At 60.2% G+C, this 21332-nt stretch carries 22 protein-coding genes; 16 read left to right on the top strand and 6 right to left on the bottom strand.

Features of this window, described 5'->3' with window-relative positions; genetic code table 11:
- Nucleotides 1-163: 163 nt before the first annotated feature.
- The 3 genes from HCG46_RS13700 to recR all read left to right on the top strand — a co-directional run bounded on the left by HCG46_RS13700 (nucleotide 164) and on the right by recR (nucleotide 3194).
- On the top strand, nucleotides 164-2023 hold the full coding sequence (locus HCG46_RS13700; RefSeq protein ID WP_208997855.1) for a DNA polymerase III subunit gamma/tau: 1860 nt from the start codon (nucleotides 164-166) through the stop codon (nucleotides 2021-2023).
- A gap of 89 nt (nucleotides 2024-2112) precedes the next feature.
- Nucleotides 2113-2433 (top strand): YbaB/EbfC family nucleoid-associated protein, encoded by a 321-nt coding sequence (locus HCG46_RS13695; RefSeq protein ID WP_006935456.1) that lies wholly within the window; start codon nucleotides 2113-2115, stop codon nucleotides 2431-2433.
- Between the two features lie 152 nt (nucleotides 2434-2585).
- Nucleotides 2586-3194 (top strand): recombination mediator RecR, encoded by a 609-nt coding sequence (recR, locus tag HCG46_RS13690; RefSeq protein WP_022999043.1) that lies wholly within the window; start codon nucleotides 2586-2588, stop codon nucleotides 3192-3194.
- A 48-nt stretch (nucleotides 3195-3242) separates the two neighbouring features.
- Here the strand turns inward: recR and HCG46_RS13685 are convergent, their stop codons facing one another.
- Complete coding sequence (locus tag HCG46_RS13685; RefSeq protein ID WP_168686513.1) at nucleotides 3243-3989, bottom strand: class I SAM-dependent methyltransferase; 747 nt, start codon at nucleotides 3987-3989, stop codon at nucleotides 3243-3245.
- 183 nt (nucleotides 3990-4172) lie between these two features.
- Here HCG46_RS13685 and HCG46_RS13680 point away from each other — a divergent pair, with 183 nt between their 5' ends.
- From HCG46_RS13680 to HCG46_RS13650, 7 genes are all read left to right on the top strand, one after another.
- The gene (locus HCG46_RS13680; protein WP_022999041.1) at nucleotides 4173-4853 is read left to right on the top strand and encodes a sulfate transporter family protein; all 681 of its coding nucleotides are present in this window, start codon (nucleotides 4173-4175) and stop codon (nucleotides 4851-4853) included.
- Nucleotides 4854-4983: 130 nt separating this feature from the next.
- Nucleotides 4984-5919 carry a glutaminase gene (locus HCG46_RS13675; protein WP_022999040.1) on the top strand — a complete coding sequence of 312 codons (936 nt, stop codon included), beginning with the start codon at nucleotides 4984-4986 and terminating at the stop codon, nucleotides 5917-5919.
- Nucleotides 5920-6196: 277 nt separating this feature from the next.
- Nucleotides 6197-6595 (top strand): succinate dehydrogenase, cytochrome b556 subunit, encoded by a 399-nt coding sequence (sdhC, locus tag HCG46_RS13670; RefSeq protein ID WP_055657171.1) that lies wholly within the window; start codon nucleotides 6197-6199, stop codon nucleotides 6593-6595.
- Between the two features lie 10 nt (nucleotides 6596-6605).
- Nucleotides 6606-6989 (top strand): succinate dehydrogenase, hydrophobic membrane anchor protein, encoded by a 384-nt coding sequence (sdhD, locus tag HCG46_RS13665; protein WP_022999038.1) that lies wholly within the window; start codon nucleotides 6606-6608, stop codon nucleotides 6987-6989.
- Between the two features lie 5 nt (nucleotides 6990-6994).
- Nucleotides 6995-8821, top strand: coding sequence for a succinate dehydrogenase flavoprotein subunit (sdhA, locus tag HCG46_RS13660; protein ID WP_075281691.1), 1827 nt, complete (start codon nucleotides 6995-6997; stop codon nucleotides 8819-8821).
- A gap of 12 nt (nucleotides 8822-8833) precedes the next feature.
- Nucleotides 8834-9679: an FkbM family methyltransferase gene (locus HCG46_RS13655; protein ID WP_209009456.1), complete on the top strand. Its 846-nt coding sequence runs from the start codon at nucleotides 8834-8836 to the stop codon at nucleotides 9677-9679.
- 59 nt (nucleotides 9680-9738) lie between these two features.
- Complete coding sequence (locus HCG46_RS13650) at nucleotides 9739-10521, top strand: succinate dehydrogenase iron-sulfur subunit (protein ID WP_031268685.1); 783 nt, start codon at nucleotides 9739-9741, stop codon at nucleotides 10519-10521.
- A gap of 332 nt (nucleotides 10522-10853) precedes the next feature.
- On the opposite strand, the gene HCG46_RS13645 is transcribed toward HCG46_RS13650, so the two are convergent.
- Together HCG46_RS13645 and HCG46_RS13640 are read right to left on the bottom strand one after the other, a co-directional pair.
- On the bottom strand, nucleotides 10854-11678 hold the full coding sequence (locus tag HCG46_RS13645) for a methyltransferase domain-containing protein (protein WP_208993819.1): 825 nt from the start codon (nucleotides 11676-11678) through the stop codon (nucleotides 10854-10856).
- A complete protein-coding gene (locus HCG46_RS13640; protein WP_168686512.1) occupies nucleotides 11639-12829 on the bottom strand; it encodes an S-adenosylhomocysteine hydrolase in 1191 nt (396 codons plus the stop codon). The genes HCG46_RS13645 and HCG46_RS13640 overlap by 40 nt, the downstream gene beginning before the upstream one ends.
- A gap of 249 nt (nucleotides 12830-13078) precedes the next feature.
- Between HCG46_RS13640 and creD the strand changes: the two genes are divergently transcribed.
- From creD to HCG46_RS13615, 5 genes are all read left to right on the top strand, one after another.
- A complete protein-coding gene (gene creD / locus HCG46_RS13635; protein ID WP_168686511.1) occupies nucleotides 13079-14545 on the top strand; it encodes a cell envelope integrity protein CreD in 1467 nt (488 codons plus the stop codon).
- A 178-nt stretch (nucleotides 14546-14723) separates the two neighbouring features.
- Nucleotides 14724-15107 (top strand): VOC family protein, encoded by a 384-nt coding sequence (locus HCG46_RS13630; RefSeq protein WP_168686695.1) that lies wholly within the window; start codon nucleotides 14724-14726, stop codon nucleotides 15105-15107.
- A gap of 34 nt (nucleotides 15108-15141) precedes the next feature.
- Nucleotides 15142-15519 carry a VOC family protein gene (locus HCG46_RS13625; protein ID WP_168686510.1) on the top strand — a complete coding sequence of 126 codons (378 nt, stop codon included), beginning with the start codon at nucleotides 15142-15144 and terminating at the stop codon, nucleotides 15517-15519.
- Between the two features lie 354 nt (nucleotides 15520-15873).
- Nucleotides 15874-16470: a peptide-methionine (S)-S-oxide reductase MsrA gene (gene msrA, locus HCG46_RS13620; protein ID WP_209009488.1), complete on the top strand. Its 597-nt coding sequence runs from the start codon at nucleotides 15874-15876 to the stop codon at nucleotides 16468-16470.
- A 137-nt stretch (nucleotides 16471-16607) separates the two neighbouring features.
- The gene (locus HCG46_RS13615; RefSeq protein WP_168686508.1) at nucleotides 16608-17129 is read left to right on the top strand and encodes a hypothetical protein; all 522 of its coding nucleotides are present in this window, start codon (nucleotides 16608-16610) and stop codon (nucleotides 17127-17129) included.
- Nucleotides 17130-17158: 29 nt separating this feature from the next.
- Here the strand turns inward: HCG46_RS13615 and recQ are convergent, their stop codons facing one another.
- The 3 genes from recQ to HCG46_RS13600 all read right to left on the bottom strand — a co-directional run bounded on the left by recQ (nucleotide 17159) and on the right by HCG46_RS13600 (nucleotide 20592).
- Nucleotides 17159-19048 carry a DNA helicase RecQ gene (gene recQ / locus HCG46_RS13610; RefSeq protein ID WP_168686507.1) on the bottom strand — a complete coding sequence of 630 codons (1890 nt, stop codon included), beginning with the start codon at nucleotides 19046-19048 and terminating at the stop codon, nucleotides 17159-17161.
- A 155-nt stretch (nucleotides 19049-19203) separates the two neighbouring features.
- Complete coding sequence (locus tag HCG46_RS13605; protein WP_022999025.1) at nucleotides 19204-20097, bottom strand: 1-acyl-sn-glycerol-3-phosphate acyltransferase; 894 nt, start codon at nucleotides 20095-20097, stop codon at nucleotides 19204-19206.
- 117 nt (nucleotides 20098-20214) lie between these two features.
- Nucleotides 20215-20592, bottom strand: coding sequence for an MAPEG family protein (locus HCG46_RS13600; RefSeq protein ID WP_022999024.1), 378 nt, complete (start codon nucleotides 20590-20592; stop codon nucleotides 20215-20217).
- 234 nt (nucleotides 20593-20826) lie between these two features.
- On the opposite strand from HCG46_RS13600, the gene HCG46_RS13595 reads away from it, so the two are divergent.
- Entirely contained in the window at nucleotides 20827-21282 is a 456-nt protein-coding gene (locus HCG46_RS13595; RefSeq protein WP_022999023.1) for a hypothetical protein, read from the top strand.
- Nucleotides 21283-21332 lie beyond the last annotated feature (50 nt).

Here is a 21332-nt window from a genome sequence, read left to right as displayed (position 1 = left end):
GCGTGGCTTGGGCAAAGGGTTCCCTGAAGGTATTGCGGCCCGGGGCAGTCCGACGCACAAAAACTTTCAAAAGCCCGTCCCACTTTTCGAAAAAATGGTTATGGTGCGGCTCATGGATGAGACAGGCTTTTCCGAAAGTGACGGCGGGCAGACGCCGGGGTTGATGGCGGATCAGGGCGCGGTGAAACCGGCGACCGACGATGGTGCTTACCGCGTTCTTGCGCGCAAGTACCGGCCGAAGACGTTTGAGGATCTGGTCGGCCAGGAGCCGATGGTGCAGACGCTGGAAAATGCGTTTGAAACCGGGCGGATTGCGCAGGCCTGGATGCTGACCGGGGTGCGCGGCGTCGGCAAGACCACCACCGCCCGCATCCTCGCGCGGGGCCTAAACTACGAAGTGCCGGGCGTTGCCGACAAGCCGACGGTGAAGCTCACCCAGGAAGGCACGCACTGCAAGGCCATCATGGAAGGCCGCCATGTCGACGTCATCGAGATGGACGCCGCCTCCCACACCGGCATCAACGACATTCGCGAAATCATCGATGCGGCCCGCTACCGCCCGGCAACGGCGCGCTACAAGGTCTACATCATCGACGAAGTGCACATGCTTTCGAACGCCGCCTTCAACGGTCTGCTGAAGACCCTTGAAGAGCCGCCGGAGCACGTGAAGTTCATCTTCGCGACGACGGAGATCCGCAAGGTGCCGATCACGGTCCTGTCGCGCTGCCAGCGTTTCGACCTGCGCCGGATCGAACAATCCAAGCTGATCGGTCTGCTGCGCCGGATTTCCGATGCCGAGGGCATCCAGATTTCCGACGAAGCCCTGATGCTGATTGCCCGTGCGGGGGAGGGGTCGGCGCGCGATTCCCTGTCCCTGCTCGATCAGGCCATGGCCCATGGCGCCGGCGCCATCGAGGCGGAAGACCTGCGTCAGATGCTGGGTCTTGCGGACCGTGCCCGGGTGATTGACCTCTTCGGTCACATCATGGCCGGCCGGATCGAGGACGCTCTGGGCGAACTGCAGGCGCAATATGAGGTCGGTGCGGATCCGGCCATCGTGCTGACGGACCTGGCGGATTTCACGCATCTTGTCACGCGCATGAAGGTTGCGCCGAAATCGGCTGACGAAGCGTCGGTGACCGAAGCTGAACGGGCGCGCGGCCGGGAGTTTGCAGAGCAGATTTCCGTTCGGCTTCTGTCCCGTGCATGGCAGATCCTCTTGAAGGGTGTCCAGGAAGTTCAGGCTGCGTCCAAGCCACTGGCCGCTGCCGACATGGTGTTGGTGCGCCTTGCCTATGCCGCGGACCTGCCGGATCCGGGCGACCTGATGGCACAGATCAAGAACGGCCAGAACCCGTTTGGCGGTGCGGCACCATCTGGTGGCGGCGGAGCACCTGCCGGTGGTGGCGGTGGTACATCTGCCATGGCTGTCGGCATGAACTACGCGCCCGGCAGTTCGGGCAGTGGCCCGACTATGCAGGCAAGCGCCCGCCCTCAGCTCTCGGCCATCCAGGGCGGCAGGCCCGCGCCTCAGGGAGTGCCGCAAGCCGCGCCCGAGCCGCAGGCTCAGCCGGCGTATAATCTCAAGAGCCTCTACGATTGCGCCGCCCTTGCTTCCGAGAAGGGCGACATTCCGTTCAAGGTCAAGATCCAGCGCCTCATGCGTCTGGTGAAATTCGAACCCGGCAAGATCGAGATCCAGCCGACGGACGACGCCCCGGCCGATATCGCCGGCGAGTTCGGCCGCAAACTGACCGAATGGACCGGACAGCGCTGGTTTGTCGTGGTTTCCCGCACTCAGGGACGCCCGACCATCCACGAGGAGCAGGAGGCCAACCAGCAGCAACTCCTGTCCGACGCGAAGTCGCACCCAACCGTTGCTGCCCTGCTGGCGCAGTTCCCGGGTGCCCGTGTTGTCGACGTGAAGGTTCAGGTTACCGAAGAAGACGACGCTGCTCTGGCCGACCCGATGGTCAGCGATCCGCTCCTGAGCGAAGCGCTCGGGGATGACGAAGACGATTGATCCGCGCTTCTTGTTCTTCTAAATGCAGTTCCCAGATAGGTAAGGTCGCGGAAATCCGCGCCATGTGAGGGTTTGGAAGGAGTCGTTCCATGGATTTCCTCAAGATGATGAAACAGGCCAAGCAAATGCAGGAGCAGATGGGCTCGCTGCAGGAGCAGATCGTTGAGATCGAGGCCGAAGGCTCGGCCGGTGGCGGCCTGGTCACCGTACGTCTCAACGGCAAGAGCGATCTGAAGTCGCTGTCGATCGATCCGTCTCTTCTGAAGGAAGAGGAAAAGGAGATCCTTGAGGATCTGCTGATTGCCGCCCACACCGAAGCCCGTGCCAAGGTCGAGCAGGCAATTCAGGAAAAGACCCAGGAACTGATGGGTGGTCTGGGCCTGCCCGCCGGCATGAAACTGCCGTTCTGATACCAACTGAAGTGCGTGGCGGCTGTAAGAGCCTCGCGCCATGCCTCGTAAGCCGGCCACTTGGTCGCGTCCTGGAAATCAGGGGAGCGATCCGGCCGGTTTGACGCAGCAGGTCTTTCAGGTGGTCGTCAACGCGCGCTGAAGAGAAAACCATGGCACAGAAAAGTGTGGCAGGACCGGAAATCGAACGGCTGATCCAGCTCCTGGCGAAATTGCCGGGGCTTGGCCCGCGTTCGGCGCGCCGTGCCGCGCTGCATCTGATCAAGAAAAAGGATCAGCTGCTGGTACCGCTGGCGGACGCCATGGGCATTGCGGTTCGCGAAATCGGCATCTGCTCGACTTGTGGCACTGTCGATACGTCCGATCCCTGCACCATCTGTTCAGATCCGAAACGCGACCAGAGTGTTCTGGTGGTGGTCGAGGATGTTGCCGATCTGTGGGCGCTGGAACGTGCCGGTGCGGTCAATGCCCGGTATCACGTCCTGGGCGGTACCCTGTCGCCTCTCGACGGCATCGGCCCGGAGGATCTCAATCTCGCCTCGCTGATCGACCGTTGCGGGTCGGAAGGCTTTTCGGAAGTCATTCTGGCGATCAACGCCACCGTCGAGGGGCAGACAACGGCCCACTACATCATGGACCAGCTGTCCCATCTTGAGGTCAATGTCACTCGCCTCGCCCATGGGGTGCCCGTCGGCGGCGAACTGGACTATCTGGACGAAGGCACGCTGGCGCAGGCGCTGCGCGCCCGGACGAGGTTCTAGAAACACGCTGGAAACCAGGCACCTGGCAAACTGCCGAAGCCGATAGCCTCACTTCTCATACAAAAACGCGGCGCAAAATAGATCGCCGGGAAACCGGAAGATCTCCCGGCTTGATGTAAAATCAGCTGTCTCGCCCATCGCCAACCAGTCTTCCGGGGTCTCGGGAAAGTCGTGCGTGCTGATGTGCTCCCAGAGGTGGTCATATTCGGCGTCGGTAAGTGAACGAAACCGGTGGCGCAGTTCTTCCTGCCAGCGGTGTGTATAATCGGCTCGTGTTTCGCCGGGCAGGCACACAGGCTCCGCGCAGACGAAGACGCCGCCCGGCTTGAGCGCGTTGCGGACCGCTGACAGCATTTCCTGCTTTTGCGCGCGCTGAAGATGATGGATGGAATAACCGCACCAGATGAAGTTGGCGCTGGCCGGACGGCTCACGATGCCTTCCACCATGTCCTCTTCGGCAAGTTCCACATCATACGGCACGTCCTTCATCACCCGGGCGGCGCATTGCAGCGCCGGGCGTGACAGGTCGAGGCCCTCGTAGGTCGCAACCTTGCTGTCCTGAAGCACCGTCTGCGCAAGACTGGCGTCGCCGCAGGCCAGATCCAGAAAAGCGAAAGGCCTGTCAAAACGTTTGCCGATCTCGTCGCGCAAGAGCTGGCCGATTTCCCGGTGGTGCATTTCGTTGGCACGCACCAGCTTGTGATAGATGTTCCACTCGAACTGGAACATTTTCAGGGCTTCGGGTGCTAGCCCCTTGGTGATGTCGGTGTCGGGGGCGAAATCAAGATGCAGCATCGTGCGGTCCGAACCTGGGGTGTAAAGTACCGGCAACGAACAACCGTTTACCAAATGCTAGTTTCAGAAGCTGGTTTGCACAACAATAAGTTTAGTTTTCGGTCGCCTATCGTCCGCGGGCTTGCACATGATCGGCGCTGCACTTATGTCGAGGCGGTCGTTCACGAGAAATTTGAAGGTGTCATGTTCCAAGCTGCTTCCCGCGCCATGTCCGAGGTGTTCGAACCGCCGTTCCGGGCAATTTTCTGGAAGATGCTTGGCTTTACACTTGGCGTGCTGGTTGTCATCTGGATCGCCCTTCAGGGCGTGATCGCGGCCTTCGTCGCGCTGCCCTATGCCTGGATGGACACGGCAATTTCCGTTCTGACGGGCATTGGCGCAATTTTCGTACTCGGCTTCCTGATTGCGCCTATTTCAGCGCTTTTCGCCGGCCTCTTTCAGGACGAGATCGCGGATATCGTCGACAAGAAGGACTATCCGCACGACCAGCCGGGCCGCGCACTGCCGCTGTCGCAGTCGATCGTGCAGACAATCAAGTTCACCGGCGTCGTGATTTTAGGCAACCTGTTTGCCCTGGTGCTGCTGCTTGTGCCCGGTGTCAATCTGGTCGCCTTCTTCATCGTGAACGGTTACCTGCTCGGCCGGGAATTCTTCGAATTCGCCGCCATGCGGTTTCTTCCGGCGGCCGAGGCGAAGGCATTCCGCAAGGCACGGGGCGGAACCGTTTTTCTCGGTGGACTGATCATCGCCGGCTTGCTTGCCGTGCCGATTCTCAACCTGGTGACACCGATCTTTGCGACCATCTTCATGCTGCACCTTTTCAAGCTGCTGGCAGCGCAGCGACAGAATGTGGCGCGCGCCTGAAGATTGTCTCGCTCTTGCGAGGCGGGAGACGGCACCCTGCAATTGAGGCTGCCAGGATGGCGCCACGTCACCCGACACTTGCATATCCCATGGCAATCTGACCAAGTGCCCCTCCGAACCGGAGGAGCACATGCAGGAATTGCTGACGGAAATCGCGGAAGCCGCTGCGGCCAATCCCGACAAAGGCAATGTCGCGACCTATATTCCCGAACTGGCAGGCATCGATCCCAACCAGTTCGGCATAGCCGTCGCCCTGGCCGATGGCAGGGTATTCACAGCCGGCAATGCCGATGTGCCGTTCTCCATCCAGTCCGTCTCCAAGATTTTTGCCCTTGCTCTGGCGCTCGGCCGGGTCGGAGATCAGCTCTGGTACAGGGTTGGGCGCGAACCCTCCGGGCTGTCCTTCGATTCGATCCTGCTTCTGGAGCGGGAAGACGGCATTCCCCGCAATCCGTTCATCAATGCTGGGGCGCTGGTGACGACGGATACCTATCTGGCCGGATCAACGCCACGGGAAGCTCTGGGCGAACTGCTGCGCTTTATTCGCGCCGCCTGCGACGACGACAGCATCCACATGAACGAGAAGGTCGCGAAGTCGGAACTCGCCACCGGACACCGCAATTTCTCCCTTGCCCATTATCTGGCGTCCTACGGCAATCTGCGGGCTTCTGTCGACAAGGTGCTTGGCACCTACTGCCATCAATGCGCCATTGAGATGTCCTGCCGGCAGCTTGCGCTTGCCGGCCGCTTTCTGGTGGATGCGCCCCGGATGCCGGGCCTTGTTTCGATCGAGCGCCGGAGGCGGATCAATGCCCTCATGATGACTTGTGGCCATTACGACGGTTCGGGCGATTTCGCCTTTCGTGTCGGCATGCCGGGGAAAAGTGGTGTCGGCGGCGGCATTCTCGTGATTTCGCCAAGCCGGGCGTCTATCGCCGTCTGGTCGCCGGGTCTCAACAAGTACGGCAATTCCAAGCTGGGCACGGAAGCAATGGAGCATTTTGCACACAAAACCGGCTGGTCGGTGTTCGGCGTTCCCCACGGGGGCGAAGGGGCTCACGTTTAGGTCACTTTCTGTCACCGGATGAATTTAAACGATATAGAAGTAGTTTCCTTGCAATTAGGCCTATAGGATATTTTGACCTTTTGAAGCGTTGGCGCTATTACGCACCTAGACAACGCTTTGATTTGCTTACGTTTGCGTAAACGTAAACTGGGGTGAGGTGAGTTGAGGTTGGGTCGTTTGGCCAGGAGGCTGCGCCGGTTCGTCCGGGGTCGGAACCAGGTTCAAACGGGTCATCTTAAGCGCATTTCGCTCTAGCGTCGTACGGGAGAGGAATTCCATGTCGAACGCCGATCTGCGGGGCAACCGCCCGCTGTCGCCCCATCTTCAGATTTACAAGCCCATTCTGACGATGGTCATGTCGATTCTGCACCGCATCACTGGCGCGGCGCTTTACTTCGGCACCGTCCTGCTGGCCTGGTGGCTGATCGCCGCTGCGGCGGGCCCCAGCTACTTCGATTTCGTCAACGGCATCTACGGCTCGATCATCGGCCGACTGATCCTGTTCGGCTTCACCTGGGCGCTTGTGCATCACATGCTCGGCGGCCTGCGCCACTTCATCTGGGACATGGGTGCGGGCTTCGGCAAGGAAGCGCGCGAGTGGCTCGCCAAGGCGACCATCATCGGGTCCGTTGCCGTCACGCTGATCCTCTGGATCATCGGCTACGCGGTTCGCTAAGGAGAGTGTCATGACAGATATGCGCACACCCCTGAACAAGGTACGCGGCCTTGGATCTGCCAAGGAAGGCACCGATCACTTCTGGAAGCAGCGTCTGACCGCTGTCGCCAACGTGTTCCTGATCTCGTTCTTCGTGATCCTGGTGATCGCGATGCAGGGCTCCTCCCACGGTGACGTGGTCGAGACCCTCAAGAACCCGCTCGTTTCGATCATCCTGCTCCTGGTTATCCTCTCCGGCGTCTATCACATGAAGCTCGGCATGCAGGTGATCATCGAAGACTATGTGCATGGCGAAGGCATCAAGTTCCTCACGTTGATGGCGAACACCTTCTTCTGCGCCTTTATCGGTTTCGGCTGCGTCTTCGCAGTGCTCAAGATTGGCTTTGGAGGCTGACCCGAATGGCCAAGACCTATGAATTTGTCGACCACACCTATGATGTGGTGGTCGTCGGCGCCGGTGGCGCAGGCCTGCGGGCCACGCTCGGCATGGCCGAGCAGGGCCTGAGAACGGCCTGCATCACCAAGGTGTTCCCGACCCGCTCCCACACGGTTGCTGCCCAGGGCGGCATTGCCGCGTCGCTCAAGAACATGACGCCGGACTGCTGGGAATGGCACATGTACGACACGGTGAAGGGATCCGACTGGCTCGGCGATACCGACGCCATGGAATACCTGGCCCGTGAAGCGCCGAAGGCGGTCTACGAACTGGAACACTACGGTGTGCCGTTCTCCCGGACCGAAGACGGCCGCATCTATCAGCGCCCGTTCGGCGGTCACATGCAGAACTATGGCGAAGGCCCTCCCGTGCAACGCACTTGCGCTGCAGCCGACCGGACCGGACACGCCATCCTGCACACGCTGTACGGCCAGTCCCTGCGCAACAATGCCGAATTCTACATCGAGTATTTCGCACTCGACCTGATCATGTCCGAAGACGGCGTGTGCCAGGGCGTGATCGCGTGGAACCTCGATGACGGCACCATGCACCGTTTTGCCGCCAAGATGGTGGTTCTGGCGACCGGCGGTTACGGCCGCGCCTTCTTCTCGGCAACCTCCGCCCACACCTGCACCGGTGATGGTGGCGGCATGGTGGCCCGTGCGGGCCTGCCGCTTCAGGACATGGAATTCGTCCAGTTCCACCCGACCGGTATCTACGGCTCCGGCTGCCTGATCACCGAAGGGGCACGCGGCGAAGGCGGCTATCTGGTCAACTCCGAGGGCGAACGCTTCATGGAGCGCTACGCACCGTCGGCCAAGGACCTTGCCTCCCGTGACGTGGTCTCGCGCTGCATGACCATGGAAATCCGCGAAGGCCGCGGCGTCGGCAAGGACAAGGACCACATCTTCCTGCACCTGGATCACCTCGATCCGGCTCTGCTGGCCGAACGTCTGCCGGGCATTTCCGAAAGCGCCCGCATCTTCGCCGGCGTGGATGTGACCAAGGATCCGATCCCGGTCCTGCCGACCGTTCACTACAACATGGGCGGCATTCCGACCAACTACTGGGGCGAAGTGCTGAACGCGGACGGCAACAATCCGAACCGCATTCAGGAAGGCCTGATGGCCGTCGGGGAAGCCGGCTGTGCATCGGTTCACGGTGCCAACCGTCTCGGCTCCAACTCGCTGATCGACCTTGTGGTCTTCGGCCGCGCGGCGGCGATCAAGGCAGGCGAGGTCGTCGATCCGAAATCGGCCGTGCCGGCGCCGAACGAAGCTTCCTGTGAAAAGATCATGGACCGCTTCGACAAGCTGCGGAACGCTTCCGGTTCCATCCCGACCGCTGATCTTCGCGACAAGATGCAGCGCGCCATGCAGGAAGATGCTGCCGTCTTCCGGACCCAGGAAAGCCTGGAGCAGGGCTGCAAGCGTCTGACCGAGATCTGGGGCGAAATGAAGGACCTCAAGGTCTCCGACCGTTCGCTGATCTGGAACTCCGATCTGGTGGAAACACTGGAGCTGGAGAACCTGATGGCCAACGCCATCACCACGGTCTACGGCGCGGAAGCCCGCAAGGAAAGCCGCGGCGCCCATGCCCGCGAGGACTACAAGGACGGTCCGTTCGCCGGCCGCGACGACGAGAACTGGCGCAAGCACACGCTCTCGTGGGTCGACGAAGCCGGCAACGTCAAGCTGGACTACCGTCCGGTGGTGCTCGATCCGCTGACCACCCTTGAAGAGGGTGGCATCGATCCGAAGAAGATCGCGCCGAAAGCGCGCGTCTACTAAGGAGACGGCACGGTGAGCCAGGTGGCAACCCTTTTGGACACGAGAAGTCCGTTCGGCACATATCCCGCCGAGCGGATGGTCCGGACTGCCTGGCGTCTTGCCGACCGGCACGACCTTTCCAAGGGCCTGCGCAAGCGTATCCGCTCCCTGGTGGCGCGGTTCTTCAAGGGCCCTTACGACCTGGAAGCCGACGGTCTGAAGTTCCGGATCTATCCGGGTGAAAACTATGACGACCGCAAGATCCTGGCCAAGGGCCGCCTGCCGGAGCGCGAAGAGCACAAGCTGATCGAACCGCATCTGGGCAAGGGCAAGGTGTTTGTCGATATAGGCGCCAACATTGGCTCCTATTCGATCTTTGCCGCCGGTCTCGGCGCGGAGGTTGTTGCAATCGAGGCCAACCCGCAGACGGCAACGAAGCTCGGTTTCAACGTACGTGCAAACGACCTGGACACCGTGACGGTGGTCAATTCGGCCGTTGGCCCGCGCGACGATACGCTGCCGCTGTGGCAGGAACCGAGCAACTGCGGCTTTGCCACCTTCGTGAAGGACCTGACCACCGGCGAATGGGCTGGCGACTGGACACCGACCTTCGTCAAGGTTCGTCCGCTGACGGCCATAGCCGACGATCAGGGCCTCACCCGGATCGATGTTTTGAAAGTTGATGTGGAAGGCTTCGAGGACCGTGTGGTCCTGCCTTTCCTGAGGCACGCGGACCGGAGCCTCTGGCCCCGCGTGATCCTGCTTGAAACCAATTGCCGGCCCTACTGGACCGAGGATTGCCTGAGTGAACTGGCAAACCGCGGCTACGGGGTAACCGGCCAGACGAATGACAACATGGTCTTTGAGCTCTCTGCCTGAGCGAAAGACGATTTGGCCCTGGACGCGAAACCAAGGGCCCAACGCGGAGCAGTAACGAGATGGTTCAGCTGACGCTTCCCCGGAACTCCCAGGTGACGGAAGGCAAGGTGTGGGACAAGCCGGAAGGCGCCACCAACCTGCGTGAATACCGCATCTATCGCTGGAACCCGGACGATGGCCGCAACCCGCGCGTCGATACCTATTTCATCAATGCGGACGATTGCGGGCCGATGGTGCTCGACGGCCTCATCTACATCAAGAACAAGATCGATCCGACACTGACCTTCCGCCGGTCCTGCCGCGAAGGTATCTGCGGGTCCTGCGCGATGAACATTGATGGCACCAATACTCTGGCCTGCACCAAGGGCATGGACGAGATTGCCGGCGACGTCGTCAAGATTTACCCGCTGCCGCACATGCCGGTGGTCAAGGACCTTGTGCCGGATCTGACCAATTTCTATGCCCAGCACCGCTCGATCGAGCCGTGGTTGAAGACAGTATCGCCAGCGCCGGAAAAGGAATGGCGCCAGTCGCATGAAGACCGGGTGAAGCTTGATGGCCTGTATGAATGCATTCTGTGTGCCTGCTGCTCCACCTCCTGCCCGAGTTACTGGTGGAACGGGGACCGCTATCTCGGCCCGGCCGTCCTTCTGCAGGCCTATCGCTGGCTGATCGACAGCCGTGACGAGGCCACCGGCGAGCGTCTGGACAATCTGGAAGACCCCTTCCGGCTTTATCGCTGCCACACCATCATGAACTGCTCGCAAGCCTGCCCGAAGGGCCTGAACCCGGCGAAGGCCATTGCCGAGATCAAGAAGATGATGGTCGAACGCCGGGTGTAAGTTGCGCGTCGCCGGAAAATCGAAAGGCCGTCCCGGGGGGCGGCCTTTTTTGTATTGGTTCCGAAGGACCTTGCCACCGTCATTCCGGACAAGCGCAGTGAAGCTGCGCACCGATCCGGAATCCAGACATCAGCGTGAGCGGAGCGAACACTCTGGAAAGATAAGGCAGCGCTATTCGCGCAGCATATTTCTGGATTCCGGATCGGCGGTCGGCTGCGCCTTCCTTGTCCGGGATGACGCGGGAAAACGCTTTTGCGTTTCCCGGTGCCCAGTTCTGGTCGGACCGAAGCTGAGCCGGGATTACCGCGTTCTCAAGAAAAGCTCCACCGGCATCATACCTTCGCCCGGCACACCAGAAGCGAGCTGTTGCACCAGCCCCGGAACCCGGGAACACGACCAAGCGTGCGGGTAAGGGCGATTTCAGCGGGTTTCAGCGGACCCCATTCGAAGGTCTTGCCACGCAGGTGGTGGAACAGTTTCCCGTGGCGGTTGGTTTCCTCGTACCAGGGGCTGAGCATCGGCAGATAGGGTAGGCACGAGAGATAGCCGATGCCGTGCACCGACTCGATCGTGACCGCGCGGCCGATGATCTCCGACCATTCGTTCAAGGTCATGCGGACCTGGTGCTCGGCGTAGTGCAGGTGGCTCAGCTTTAGCCGGTCGAGGCGGTAAAGCTGCGGGACCACGGCAAGGATCAGCCCACCCGGCGCAATGACCTCACCACATTGACGCATCACGGACTCGATCGCCGGCCCACGGCCTGGCAGATGCTCCAGCACGTCCAGAAGGGCGATCACATCCGGTTGCCAGGGCAGGTCGTCGCGGTGTTCGGAAAGACGGGTGGCGTCCAGCACGATGTCCGGTTCGAACGCCGCTTCATAATCGGCACCGCAATAGTCGAAATCCAGGCCGGTGTCGGCGAGATATTCTTTCGAAATCGAGGTCGAGCAACCGATATCGAGAATGCGCGGCGGCCGACCAAGGTCTTGCGCCCAGTCCCGGATGGTGCGGGCGACAATGTCGAACTTCACCGTTCCGTACAGGTTCCTCTGGGCGTTCGCGAGCTTCTTGACCAGATACTGCGAATGGACCGTAACTTCGGATTGCTCATCATCCGCTAGGTCTGGTCTCTCTGTTCGATCCAGAGTTTGGTGCACACTGCCTCTCCTTCTGTCGCCAAGCGGTGAATGCCGGGTTCGTAGGTGTAGGTGGTCAGGTCGGCCATCAGCACGATCAGTTCGCCGAGGATCAGCTCGACCACTTCATCGGCAACGCTGCCGGAGCCGGGAATGAAATTGGCCGGGTAGCCGTCGTTGACGAGGCAGATCTGCTTGTCCGCCCCCTGTTGGCCGGAAAGCTGGAAAGCCTTGATCGACGGATGAATGTCGCAGGCTGGCGACTGTTCCAGAAAATCGACGTCGATTTCGATACGCCGGGAACTGGCGCTCGCCACCAGGCAGCCGTTGCGAAGCTGCTGCAGCACGTCCCCGGTTATCGATAAGCGCCCTGCCGCCCCGACAACCAGGTCGCATTGCTCGAGATCCGTGGGATGAAGGGTCGCCGGATAACCTGACAACCTTGCTTCTGCGATTTTCAGCGGGTCGACATCGATCAGCGAGACGATGACATCCAACCGGCGCAGGGCCTTGGCCACGCCGAAGCCGATCCAGCCCGCTCCGAAGACAGCAGCGCGCCGGCCGGCCAGGGAGTTGCCGAGATCGCGCATGAGCCCATCCAGGCACCGGGCAATGGTCTCGCCGCAACGTACCGCTTCCAGGCGCTTCAGTTCGCTGTCGGCACAGTGGAGCACAGGCACCCGCAACCGCGTCTGCCCGGCCCGCCAGACGCCTTGCTTGGTGATCTCCACCACGCCTTCGACAAGGTGCAGCTGATCTTGAAACCGCTCGTGCAGCAATTCGACGGCATAACCGCCGACTTCCTGAATGACGAGCTTCTGATCGGAGGCCCGGCAGGCGTCCAGGCTCTTCTGCAAGGCGATGGCCAGGACCTCTTTGAATTCTGGCTCGGTCTTCGGGCACTGGACCTTGTCGCCGTATACGGCCTGCCATTTCAGACGTGTCACATCACTGCCGGAGGAATACGGGATGCCGATGATTGCATCGAAATCCATGACCCCTTCCAGCGCATCGATCATGCGCCTTGTGTCGTCAAACAGATGCGCCACCAGCAGATACCGGTGCGCTTCACTCTTGAAGAGATCGAGCCGCTTGACCAGCGCCGGCAGATAGTCCGCACGTCGGGCATAGGCGGGCGCGGCCGCGGTAGATATGTCGCTTAATGGATGCATTGTTAGTTATTCCGAGGGTTCTGCCATTCTGGCACTGCGCCGCCGGTACGCACAAGTGCGAGTTGTGAAATAGACAGGAAAAATGAGGCAGCAATCCAACAACTTTTGAGCCACTGCACAGGAACTGCACAAACAATACTGAAAAGCCGCTCGGCCACGCCCTTTTGTGTCCTGTTCTGTCTTCAATGATCGCCCTGTTGACCGGGTGCCCGCCTGACGGGACATCCTTCTGGCAGAGGGTTGATTTGCATGACAAGCGATACTGAAAACGACACCATTGAACAACCGCAGGAGCGACCTCAATTTTCGCAGCCCCGCTCACCCCGTGAACAACCGGTGCGCCGAACGTCTTTTCTTGGGTCTCCGGCAGTCAAGTTCGTGATCATCGGGATGTTGACCGTGATGCTGCTGGTGCCGAGCCTGTTCGTCTGGGTGTTGGTGGAAGAACGGGCCGAAAGAGCCCGGGATGTCGCTCAGGACATCGCCCGGTCCTGGGGCGGCATCCAGGAGATCAACGGACCCTACCTGGTTGTTCCGTTCAGCGAGACCTTCACTGTTTCCACCGGAGAAAACGCCAAGACCGAAATTCGCTGGCACACTGCCATCCTGTTTCCGGAAAAGCTGGATGTGAGTGGCGACATCTCCGTTCAGGAGCGCAGGAAATCGATCTATTCGCTGCCCGTCTATCATGGCAGCGTGACATTGAAAGGACGGTTCGCCGCAACGTCGTCCGAAAACTTTCAGCCGCAGTTCGGTGGGCAAATCGACATTGCCGGGGACAAGGCGGTTCTTGTGGTCGGCATCGGCGACATCGCAGCGCTGAAAAGCGAGGTCGCACTGGTCTTGAACGACAGTGGTTCCGTGCCGTTCGAGCCTGGACTCGGGCCGCTGACCATGGAGCCGATACGGCGGTCTGTTGCCACGATCAACGCGTCCGGTATCAACGCACCTGTCGCTGCGGGTTTGTGGCGAAACGGGTTTTCTTTCGACATCCCGATGCAGCTGAACGGCTCCACCGCCTTCTACGTTGCCCCGGCCGGTCAAACGACCAGCGTATCCCTTCAATCCGACTGGCCGCATCCCGGCTTTACCGGCGCATTCCTGCCGGAAGCCCGAGAAATCGGTGATGCCGGTTTCAACGCATCCTGGACCATCCCCTATCTTGCCCGCGGCATTCCCAAACTGGTGCTCGGCCCGCAAATGCCGTTGCAAAACAAGGTTCTGGGAGTGCAGTTCGTTGAACCCGTCAATTTCTATCAGAACATTTCCAGGTCGTTGAAATACGCAGTCTGCTTCATCAGTCTGACCTTCCTGGCGGTCTTCGTTCTGGAAATGCGCTCCGGATGGCGGGTCCATTGGATCCAGTATGGCCTGGTCGGATTGTCCCTGATCGTCTTCTACGTCATGCTGCTCGCCTTTGCAGAGCATGTTGGCTACGGCCTGGCCTATCTTGTCGCCGCTGCCGCCGCGACGCTGCTGAATGCGCTCTATATCGGGACTTCGCTCAAAAGCCGTCTTGCCGGAAGCGTGATGCTTGCGGTCCTGGCTGCGATATTCGGCGTGCTTTATGCGCTCATGCAGGAGCAGGACTACGCGCTCCTGATCGGTTCGATGATCGGGTTCCTGTCACTTGCCGTTACCATGTTTGCCACCCAGCGGATCGACTGGTCCGGGCAACAACAGGTCGGCACGAGGCCGCAAGCCGAAGCGGTCTGACGGTCATTCTGTCATTCCGGCATGTCGCCAATCCGGTCGGCGGTGTGGCTTCGCTGCGCCGCCGATTTTGCTTGGCATTTGCCGGTTGAGCGCATCGCAGCTCTAAAACGAGGCTTGCAATTTCTCCTTGAATGTTCTTATTTTGTTCTATTGAGGTGAGTGGGAGGACGTGATGTCCATTCTTGATCATATCGGTTTTGCGGTCAGCGATTTTCCGGCGTCTCGTACGTTCTACGAAAAGGCCCTGGCGCCACTTGGCATCAAGGTGTTGATGGAAGTCACCGCTGAAATGACGAGTGGACCCGCCTATTGCGGTTTCGGCAAGGACAAGCCGGACTTCTGGATTGGTGAAGGCAAAGCCCCCGGAACACCGGTGCATGTCGCCTTTGCTGCTTCGAACCGGGCGCTCGTCGATGCCTTCTACGAGGCTGCGATCGCAGCCGGCGGCAAGGATAACGGCGCACCGGGCCTGCGGCCGCAGTACCACGAAAATTACTACGGTGCTTTCGTACTCGACCCGGATGGTCTGAATATCGAGGCGGTCTGTCACCTGCCTGAATAAGTCTTTGTTTCCTGATTTCAATTTGGAGAATAAAATGCACAAGAGCCGGCTGGGAGATCTGGTGATCGACTGTGAAGGTGGTGATATCGACCGCCATGCGGAATTCTGGGCCGGTGCGCTCGGGCGCACTGTTGAAGCTGAGCCGAAAAACCCACGCTATCGCCGTCTGATCGGCACGGAAGATGAAATCGGCATCCTGCTCCAGTCTGTCGAGCATCCTTCCCGCGTGCACCTGGATATCGAAACCGACGATCCGGAAAAGGAAGTTACCCGGCTCGAAGGTCTGGGCGCGACCATCGTTCAGAAACTGGACGGCTGGACAGTGATGCAGGCAACCAGCGGTCACCGGTTCTGCGTCGTCAAACCGCAACTCGCTGGTTTTGTGGAGGCTGCCAAGGCCTGGGAGGACTGAGAACGGCCTGACCGGACATGGCTTTGGCTGCCCGAAACGAGGGGCCTCACGCCAGGCTCACGGGCATGTGCTGGTTTGGGGAGCGGAGTTGAGTTTGTCTCAGCCGCCGGGCGCGTTACCTCTTTCGGGTAGAATTCGAAATGCCTTCTCCGGTCTTCCAACCCATGAAGTGCATTTCAAAGTCGAAGACCACAGCTCGAAACCCAAGCGCGCTGGTCGTCTTTCCGGTCGGGGTTTCGCAATCATCACCAGGTTGGTGATCCCCCGGGAAAGGTCGATCACAACCAGCTGCCCGGAGGACCTGACATGAAACGCCTGCTCCCGCTCACTTTCTTTGCCGCGCTCGTGGCGTCGATGCCACCGGGTACCGCACAGGCCGAAACCGCGGTGCTTGCCGGAGGATGCTTCTGGTGCGTTGAATCCGATCTCGAAAAACTTCCCGGCGTGCGCGATGTCGTTTCCGGCTATGCTGGCGGGGAGACCCAGAACCCTACCTACAAGGATTATGATCGTGGCGGTCACCGGGAGGTCGTCAGGGTCGATTTCGACGAGAACAAGATCAGTTACACCGAACTTGTCGGGATATTCCTGCGCACCGTCGATGTGACGGACGCCGGCGGTCAATTCTGCGACCGGGGACATGCCTATTCCACCGCCATCTATCCTCTGGACGAAACCCAGGCGAAACAGGCCAGGGCGGAAATCGCGAAGGCGGAAAAGGCACTCGGCGGAAAGATCGTAACGCCGGTCGAGGCTCCGGCCGTTTTCTGGCCCGCCGAGGACTACCATCAGGCCTATTACAAGAGCCAGGTTCGTACGCTCACCCGCTTCGGCTACGTCACCCGCGCCGACGCCTACAAAGGCTACCGGAAAGGGTGCGGCAGGGATGCACAGGTCAAGGCCGTGTGGGGTAGCGAAGCCTTCAAGGGGCTGCCCAAGGCAGGATCATAACATTCGAAAATGGGCCGTTTCCGCGGGGAACGGCCCAAAAGAACAGCATTTTCGTCGAATTTTCAGGCATCAATTTGCCGTAGGGTAAGGTGTACACTACATACTTTCAGTGGGCTTACGTCTGAAAGGACGCTAACATGCTGAGCTTGTTTGGAAGTCGCGTTACAGCAGAGCCGGAATTTATTTCAGAATTGAGAGCCGTCGAGACGGAAGACCGCCTTCGAAGATCCACCGCCGCCATGCTGGAAGCAGCAGGGTTGGAGATCTGTGACACCAACACACCGACCGAATTTGCGGCAGCTGCCACCGTGTCGATCATGAAGCTCGTGCTGAAAGTGGTCGAGCGCGACTTTGACGAACTGTGCTTCGAAAACCGATTTGTCACCGGCCTGTTCGGGTTCCTGATTGCCCATAACCTGACGCGCCGCACCAATGCTGATCTTGGTGTCGTGCTGGGTATTGCGGGTCTGGACCTCTTCTCGCATGAGGAAATCGAACAGATCTACAAGCTCGGCTCGTCCTACAGGCGTCTGCGCCAGCACCGGAACATGCATCTGGCGCTCAGGGATATCATCGACAGTTTCCTGTCGCGTCCTGATGAAGAAACCTTGTCGGATCTTGCCGGGGTGTATCAGCTCTGCCTGCAGCAGGACGGTTGACCGGATTTCATCGGCAACCAACTTGGCGGTCATACGCCGGCTTCGAATGCCTCGACCAGCTCGAGGAACGCCTCGCCGTATTTTTCAAGTTTGGACTGCCCGACACCGGAAACGGCCAGCAGCGCATCTTCGGTCACCGGGCGCGCAGCGGAAATTCCGGCCAGCGTCGCGTCCGTGAACACTACATAGGGCGGTACGCCCTGATCGCGGGCAATCTGGGTCCGCAGCCTGCGCAAGCGTTCAAACAGCAGCCTGTCTTCATGGTCCAGTTCATCGGCGATGGAGGCCGTACGTGAAGAACTCGTCCGTTTCAGGCCTGCCGCGCTCCGGTCCTTGCGCAAGGCGAGCTTCTCGTCACCGCGCAGGACGCTCCGCGCTTTTTCCGTCAGAAACAGAGCACCGAACTGGGCATGGTCGACATCGACGTAGCCTGCGGCGACAAGCTGACGGGCAATCGACTGCCAGGTCTTCTGCGGCACGTCCTGGCCAATTCCGAAAACCGACAGCGTGTCATGGCCGAAGCGGGTGCTTTTCTCGTTGGTCTTGCCCAGAAGCACATCTATGACATGCGCCGTGCCGAAACGTTGACCAGTACGATAGATCGCCGACATCAGCTTTTGGGCAGCTTCCGTGCCGTCCCAGGTCTCTACCGGGGACAGGCAGGTGTCGCAGTTGCCACAGGGTTTGGGGTAGGTCTCGCCGAAATGGGCCAGCAGGGCCTGACGACGGCAACCGGCCGTTTCGCAGATGCCGAGAAGCGCGTTCAGCTTGGCATTTTCCGCGCGCTTGACCTCCTCGGGAGCATCGCCTTCGGCAATCATGCGCCGGCGCTGCACCAGATCGGCCATGCCGTAAGCCATGAAGGCTTCGGATGGAGCGCCGTCGCGGCCTGCACGGCCGGTTTCCTGGTAATAGGCCTCGACCGAAGAGGGCAGATCCAGATGCGCGACATAGCGCACATCCGGCTTGTCGATACCCATGCCGAAGGCAACCGTCGCCACCAGGCACAGCCCTTCTTCCAGCAGAAACGCATCCTGGTTGGCGGAGCGCTGTTCCGCGGGCAATCCGGCGTGATAGGGCAGGGCCCTGATGCCCTTAGAGGTCAGCCATTCGGCGATGTCCTCGACCTTTGCCCGCGACAGGCAATAGACGATGCCGCTCTCGCCGGAGTGCTTCTTCAGGAAATCCAGCAGCTGCTGGCGCTGGTTGGTGCGCTCGACAATCTCGTAGCGGATGTTGGGCCGGTCGAAGCTGGTGGAAAAGACGGCGGCGTCTTCCAGCTGCAGGCGGGCCAGAATGTCTTTTTGGGTGTGCGGGTCGGCAGTCGCGGTCAACGCCACACGCGGCACGCCCGGATAGCGGTCGCGCAGACAGGACAGCGACATGTACTCCGGACGGAAGTCATGTCCCCACTGGCTGACGCAATGCGCTTCATCGATGGCAAAAAGGGCAATCTGCAGCGTGTCCAGGAACTTGCGGAAGCTCTCGGTGCCCAGCCGCTCCGGTGTCACGTAGAGCAGGTCGATTTCACCGCGGCGCAGGGCACTGCGAATGCCGTCCTGTTCTTCAGGTGACAGCGTGGAATTGAGGGCCGCGGCCTGAACGCCAGCGGCGCGAAGCGCACCGACCTGGTCTTTCATCAGCGCGATCAGCGGCGAGACGACAATGCCCACCCCACGCCGGCACAGTGCCGGGATCTGGTAACAGAGCGACTTGCCTGCGCCGGTGGGAAACAGAACGACAGCGTCGTTGCCGTCCACAAGCGTTTCGATCACCGCCTGCTGCTTGCCCCTGAAGCTGCTGTAGCCGAAAACCTTCTGCAGAACCGCAAGCGGCTTCGGCTCCGGACGCACGGTCGGAGCAACGGCATGCTGCACTGGAATGACTTCCTCCGCGGCAACAGCGGGCGAAACGGGCATGGGTGAGACGGGTCCTTTGATTCTCCCGCACAATGTCTTATTCGCGGAAGAAGGGCAATGAAGGCGGAACCGCGCCTGTGGATGACGTGCAGGCCCTGGTCAGAGCATCAAAAAATCAGATGCTTAGGAGACGCGTGGAGGCGGTGCGTTGGCACCTAGAACTCGGCGTCCGGATCCGTCGCCAGCGTTTCGGCGCAGTGAATGCGCATCTGTTCGGTCAGATCGCCAAGGTCGCCTTCAAGTTTTTCCGGCCGGATCGGCTTGCCGAAATGCACGTTGAACTTGGCATGTTCCTTGTTGAGCAATTCGTTGAAGACCGTCATGTCGCGCAATTCGGTAGACACTCTCGCAAGGAAATAGAACAGACCGGAATTGCGCCCGCCCATGTGCATGGGAATGATCGGGGCCTTGTTCTTGCGTGCCAGCGCCAGGGCTGACGTCATCCAGGGCCGTTCTGTCAGCTTGCCGTCATGCCAATAGGCCAGGCGCCCGGAGGGAAACAGCACCACCACCCGCTCCTTGGCAAAGGCGGAGGAGGCGAGCTTGATCGTTTCCTTGGATTTTTCGCGGGTCTTGAAGTCAGCACGCCATTCGACCGGAATGATCATGTCGGCAAGGCGCGGGTTGATGCGGATGGCATCGCGGTTGGCAAAGATCGCTAGATCGTTCCGGCGGGACTTGATCGCATCATAAAGGACGATGCCGTCGGCAATGCCGGTCGGGTGGTTGGACACCAGAACGACGGGGCCTTCCTGCGGAACCCGTTCAAGGCCAAGCGTGGTGACGTCAAGCGACAGCAATCCGCTCAAATGGGCAAAAACCTCCAGCGCTTCCATCTGCGCAATGGTGTCGGCCATTTCGACGGCGGACTTGTAGCGAAGGATCTTGTGAGCGAAGGGTCTGATGAAGGGCCACCACGGGCTGGCCATCACCAGCTTGCCCCGTTCGGCTATCAGAAGGTCGACGATATGCTGCTCAGAAATCTGCCTCTGTGCCGCGGCCTGACGGCGCGTCGGCAAGGTGTCTGTCGTCTGGTCGGTCGTCCGCACAATGCACCTCTGCCCACGAGATTACTGCCTCACTCCGATGCATCGTTAACGAAATCAGCCTCTTGGTGCAAATGATCGTTGTACGAATTTCAGGATCGGAATCCGCCCATCGGCGGCTCAGCTCCATAGGGAACTGGTGAAAATTGCCAGCGATGTCAAGAAGGAGGCTGCCCAGGCAAGCGAGCGCGGCGAGGCGCGGTCGGCCCAGTAGCAGCCGATATAAATGATCCTCAGTAACACGAAAAGCACGGCGAGCCTGTCGATCCAGTGCGGGTCGCCGCCTTGGTTGAGGCCAACGAAAACGGCAACCGCAAACAGGGGAAATGCCTCGAAGCCATTCGCCTGTGCCCCCTGTGCGCGGGCGCGGAAACCGTCTCGCCAATAGTCCGGGTCACGTGGGCGGGCGTTGTCGAAGGACTTGTCCAGTTTTGCCGGAAAGACGGAAAGCAGCGGCAGGATGGCGGCGGCAAGGACACACCAGAAGGCGACGGGCATGTGGGCTCCTCAGGAACGTGTTGCAGGTCTTGCGCGCGAATACCCCGAATGTGGCTGCAGCAGAGCGCCGGGCTGCACGCGAGCGTTTGTGCGCATATCTATCAGGCTCGTGGAAGATATCCTCATGATTTTCGATGTTGCCCCGGGTTTGTCATAAAGTCTTCCCGTCCCGGCGCTAGGGGGAGGCCGCCCATGGCGTGATTGGCATGGGCTGCAGCCGCGAAGGAATGCCCCTTGTCGAAAACAACCGTTCTGTTCGTCTGTCCGGACAACAGCCTGCTGTCTCCCCTGGCCGAAGCCTATCTGAATTTTCGGGCAGGTGGTCTGATGCGGGCGTTCTCCGCCGGTGTGGCTCCTTCCCAGGAACTGAGCCGGCATGTGCGCCGGATACTGTCGGCACGGGGAATTGATGCCAAAGGGCTTGCGCCCAAGCCGATCGACATTTTCCTGATGCCGCATGCTGAAATTCCCGACAGGGTCGTCTATCTCGCTGACCAAGCGCCGGTAGCCCTGCCGCCGCAGTGGAAGACCACCACATCGAGCCATTGGTGGAACATTGCCGCAAAACCGCCTTTTCCGGATGGTTTTGGTGCCTGCGCCACTTATTTCGAGAAGATTGCGGAGGCGATCGACAGGCTTGTGGAGCCGCCAAAAACAGCAGGCAAGGCCGTCTCGAACAGGGTTGCCTGAGCGATCAGAAAACGGTCGATTCTCAGGATTTTGGATTTTCGACAAATTGT

This window comes from Labrenzia sp. PO1 (genome assembly GCF_012273635.1).
GTDB lineage: Bacteria > Pseudomonadota > Alphaproteobacteria > Rhizobiales > Stappiaceae > Roseibium > Roseibium algicola.
This window is presented reverse-complemented; position numbering and strand designations above follow the sequence as displayed.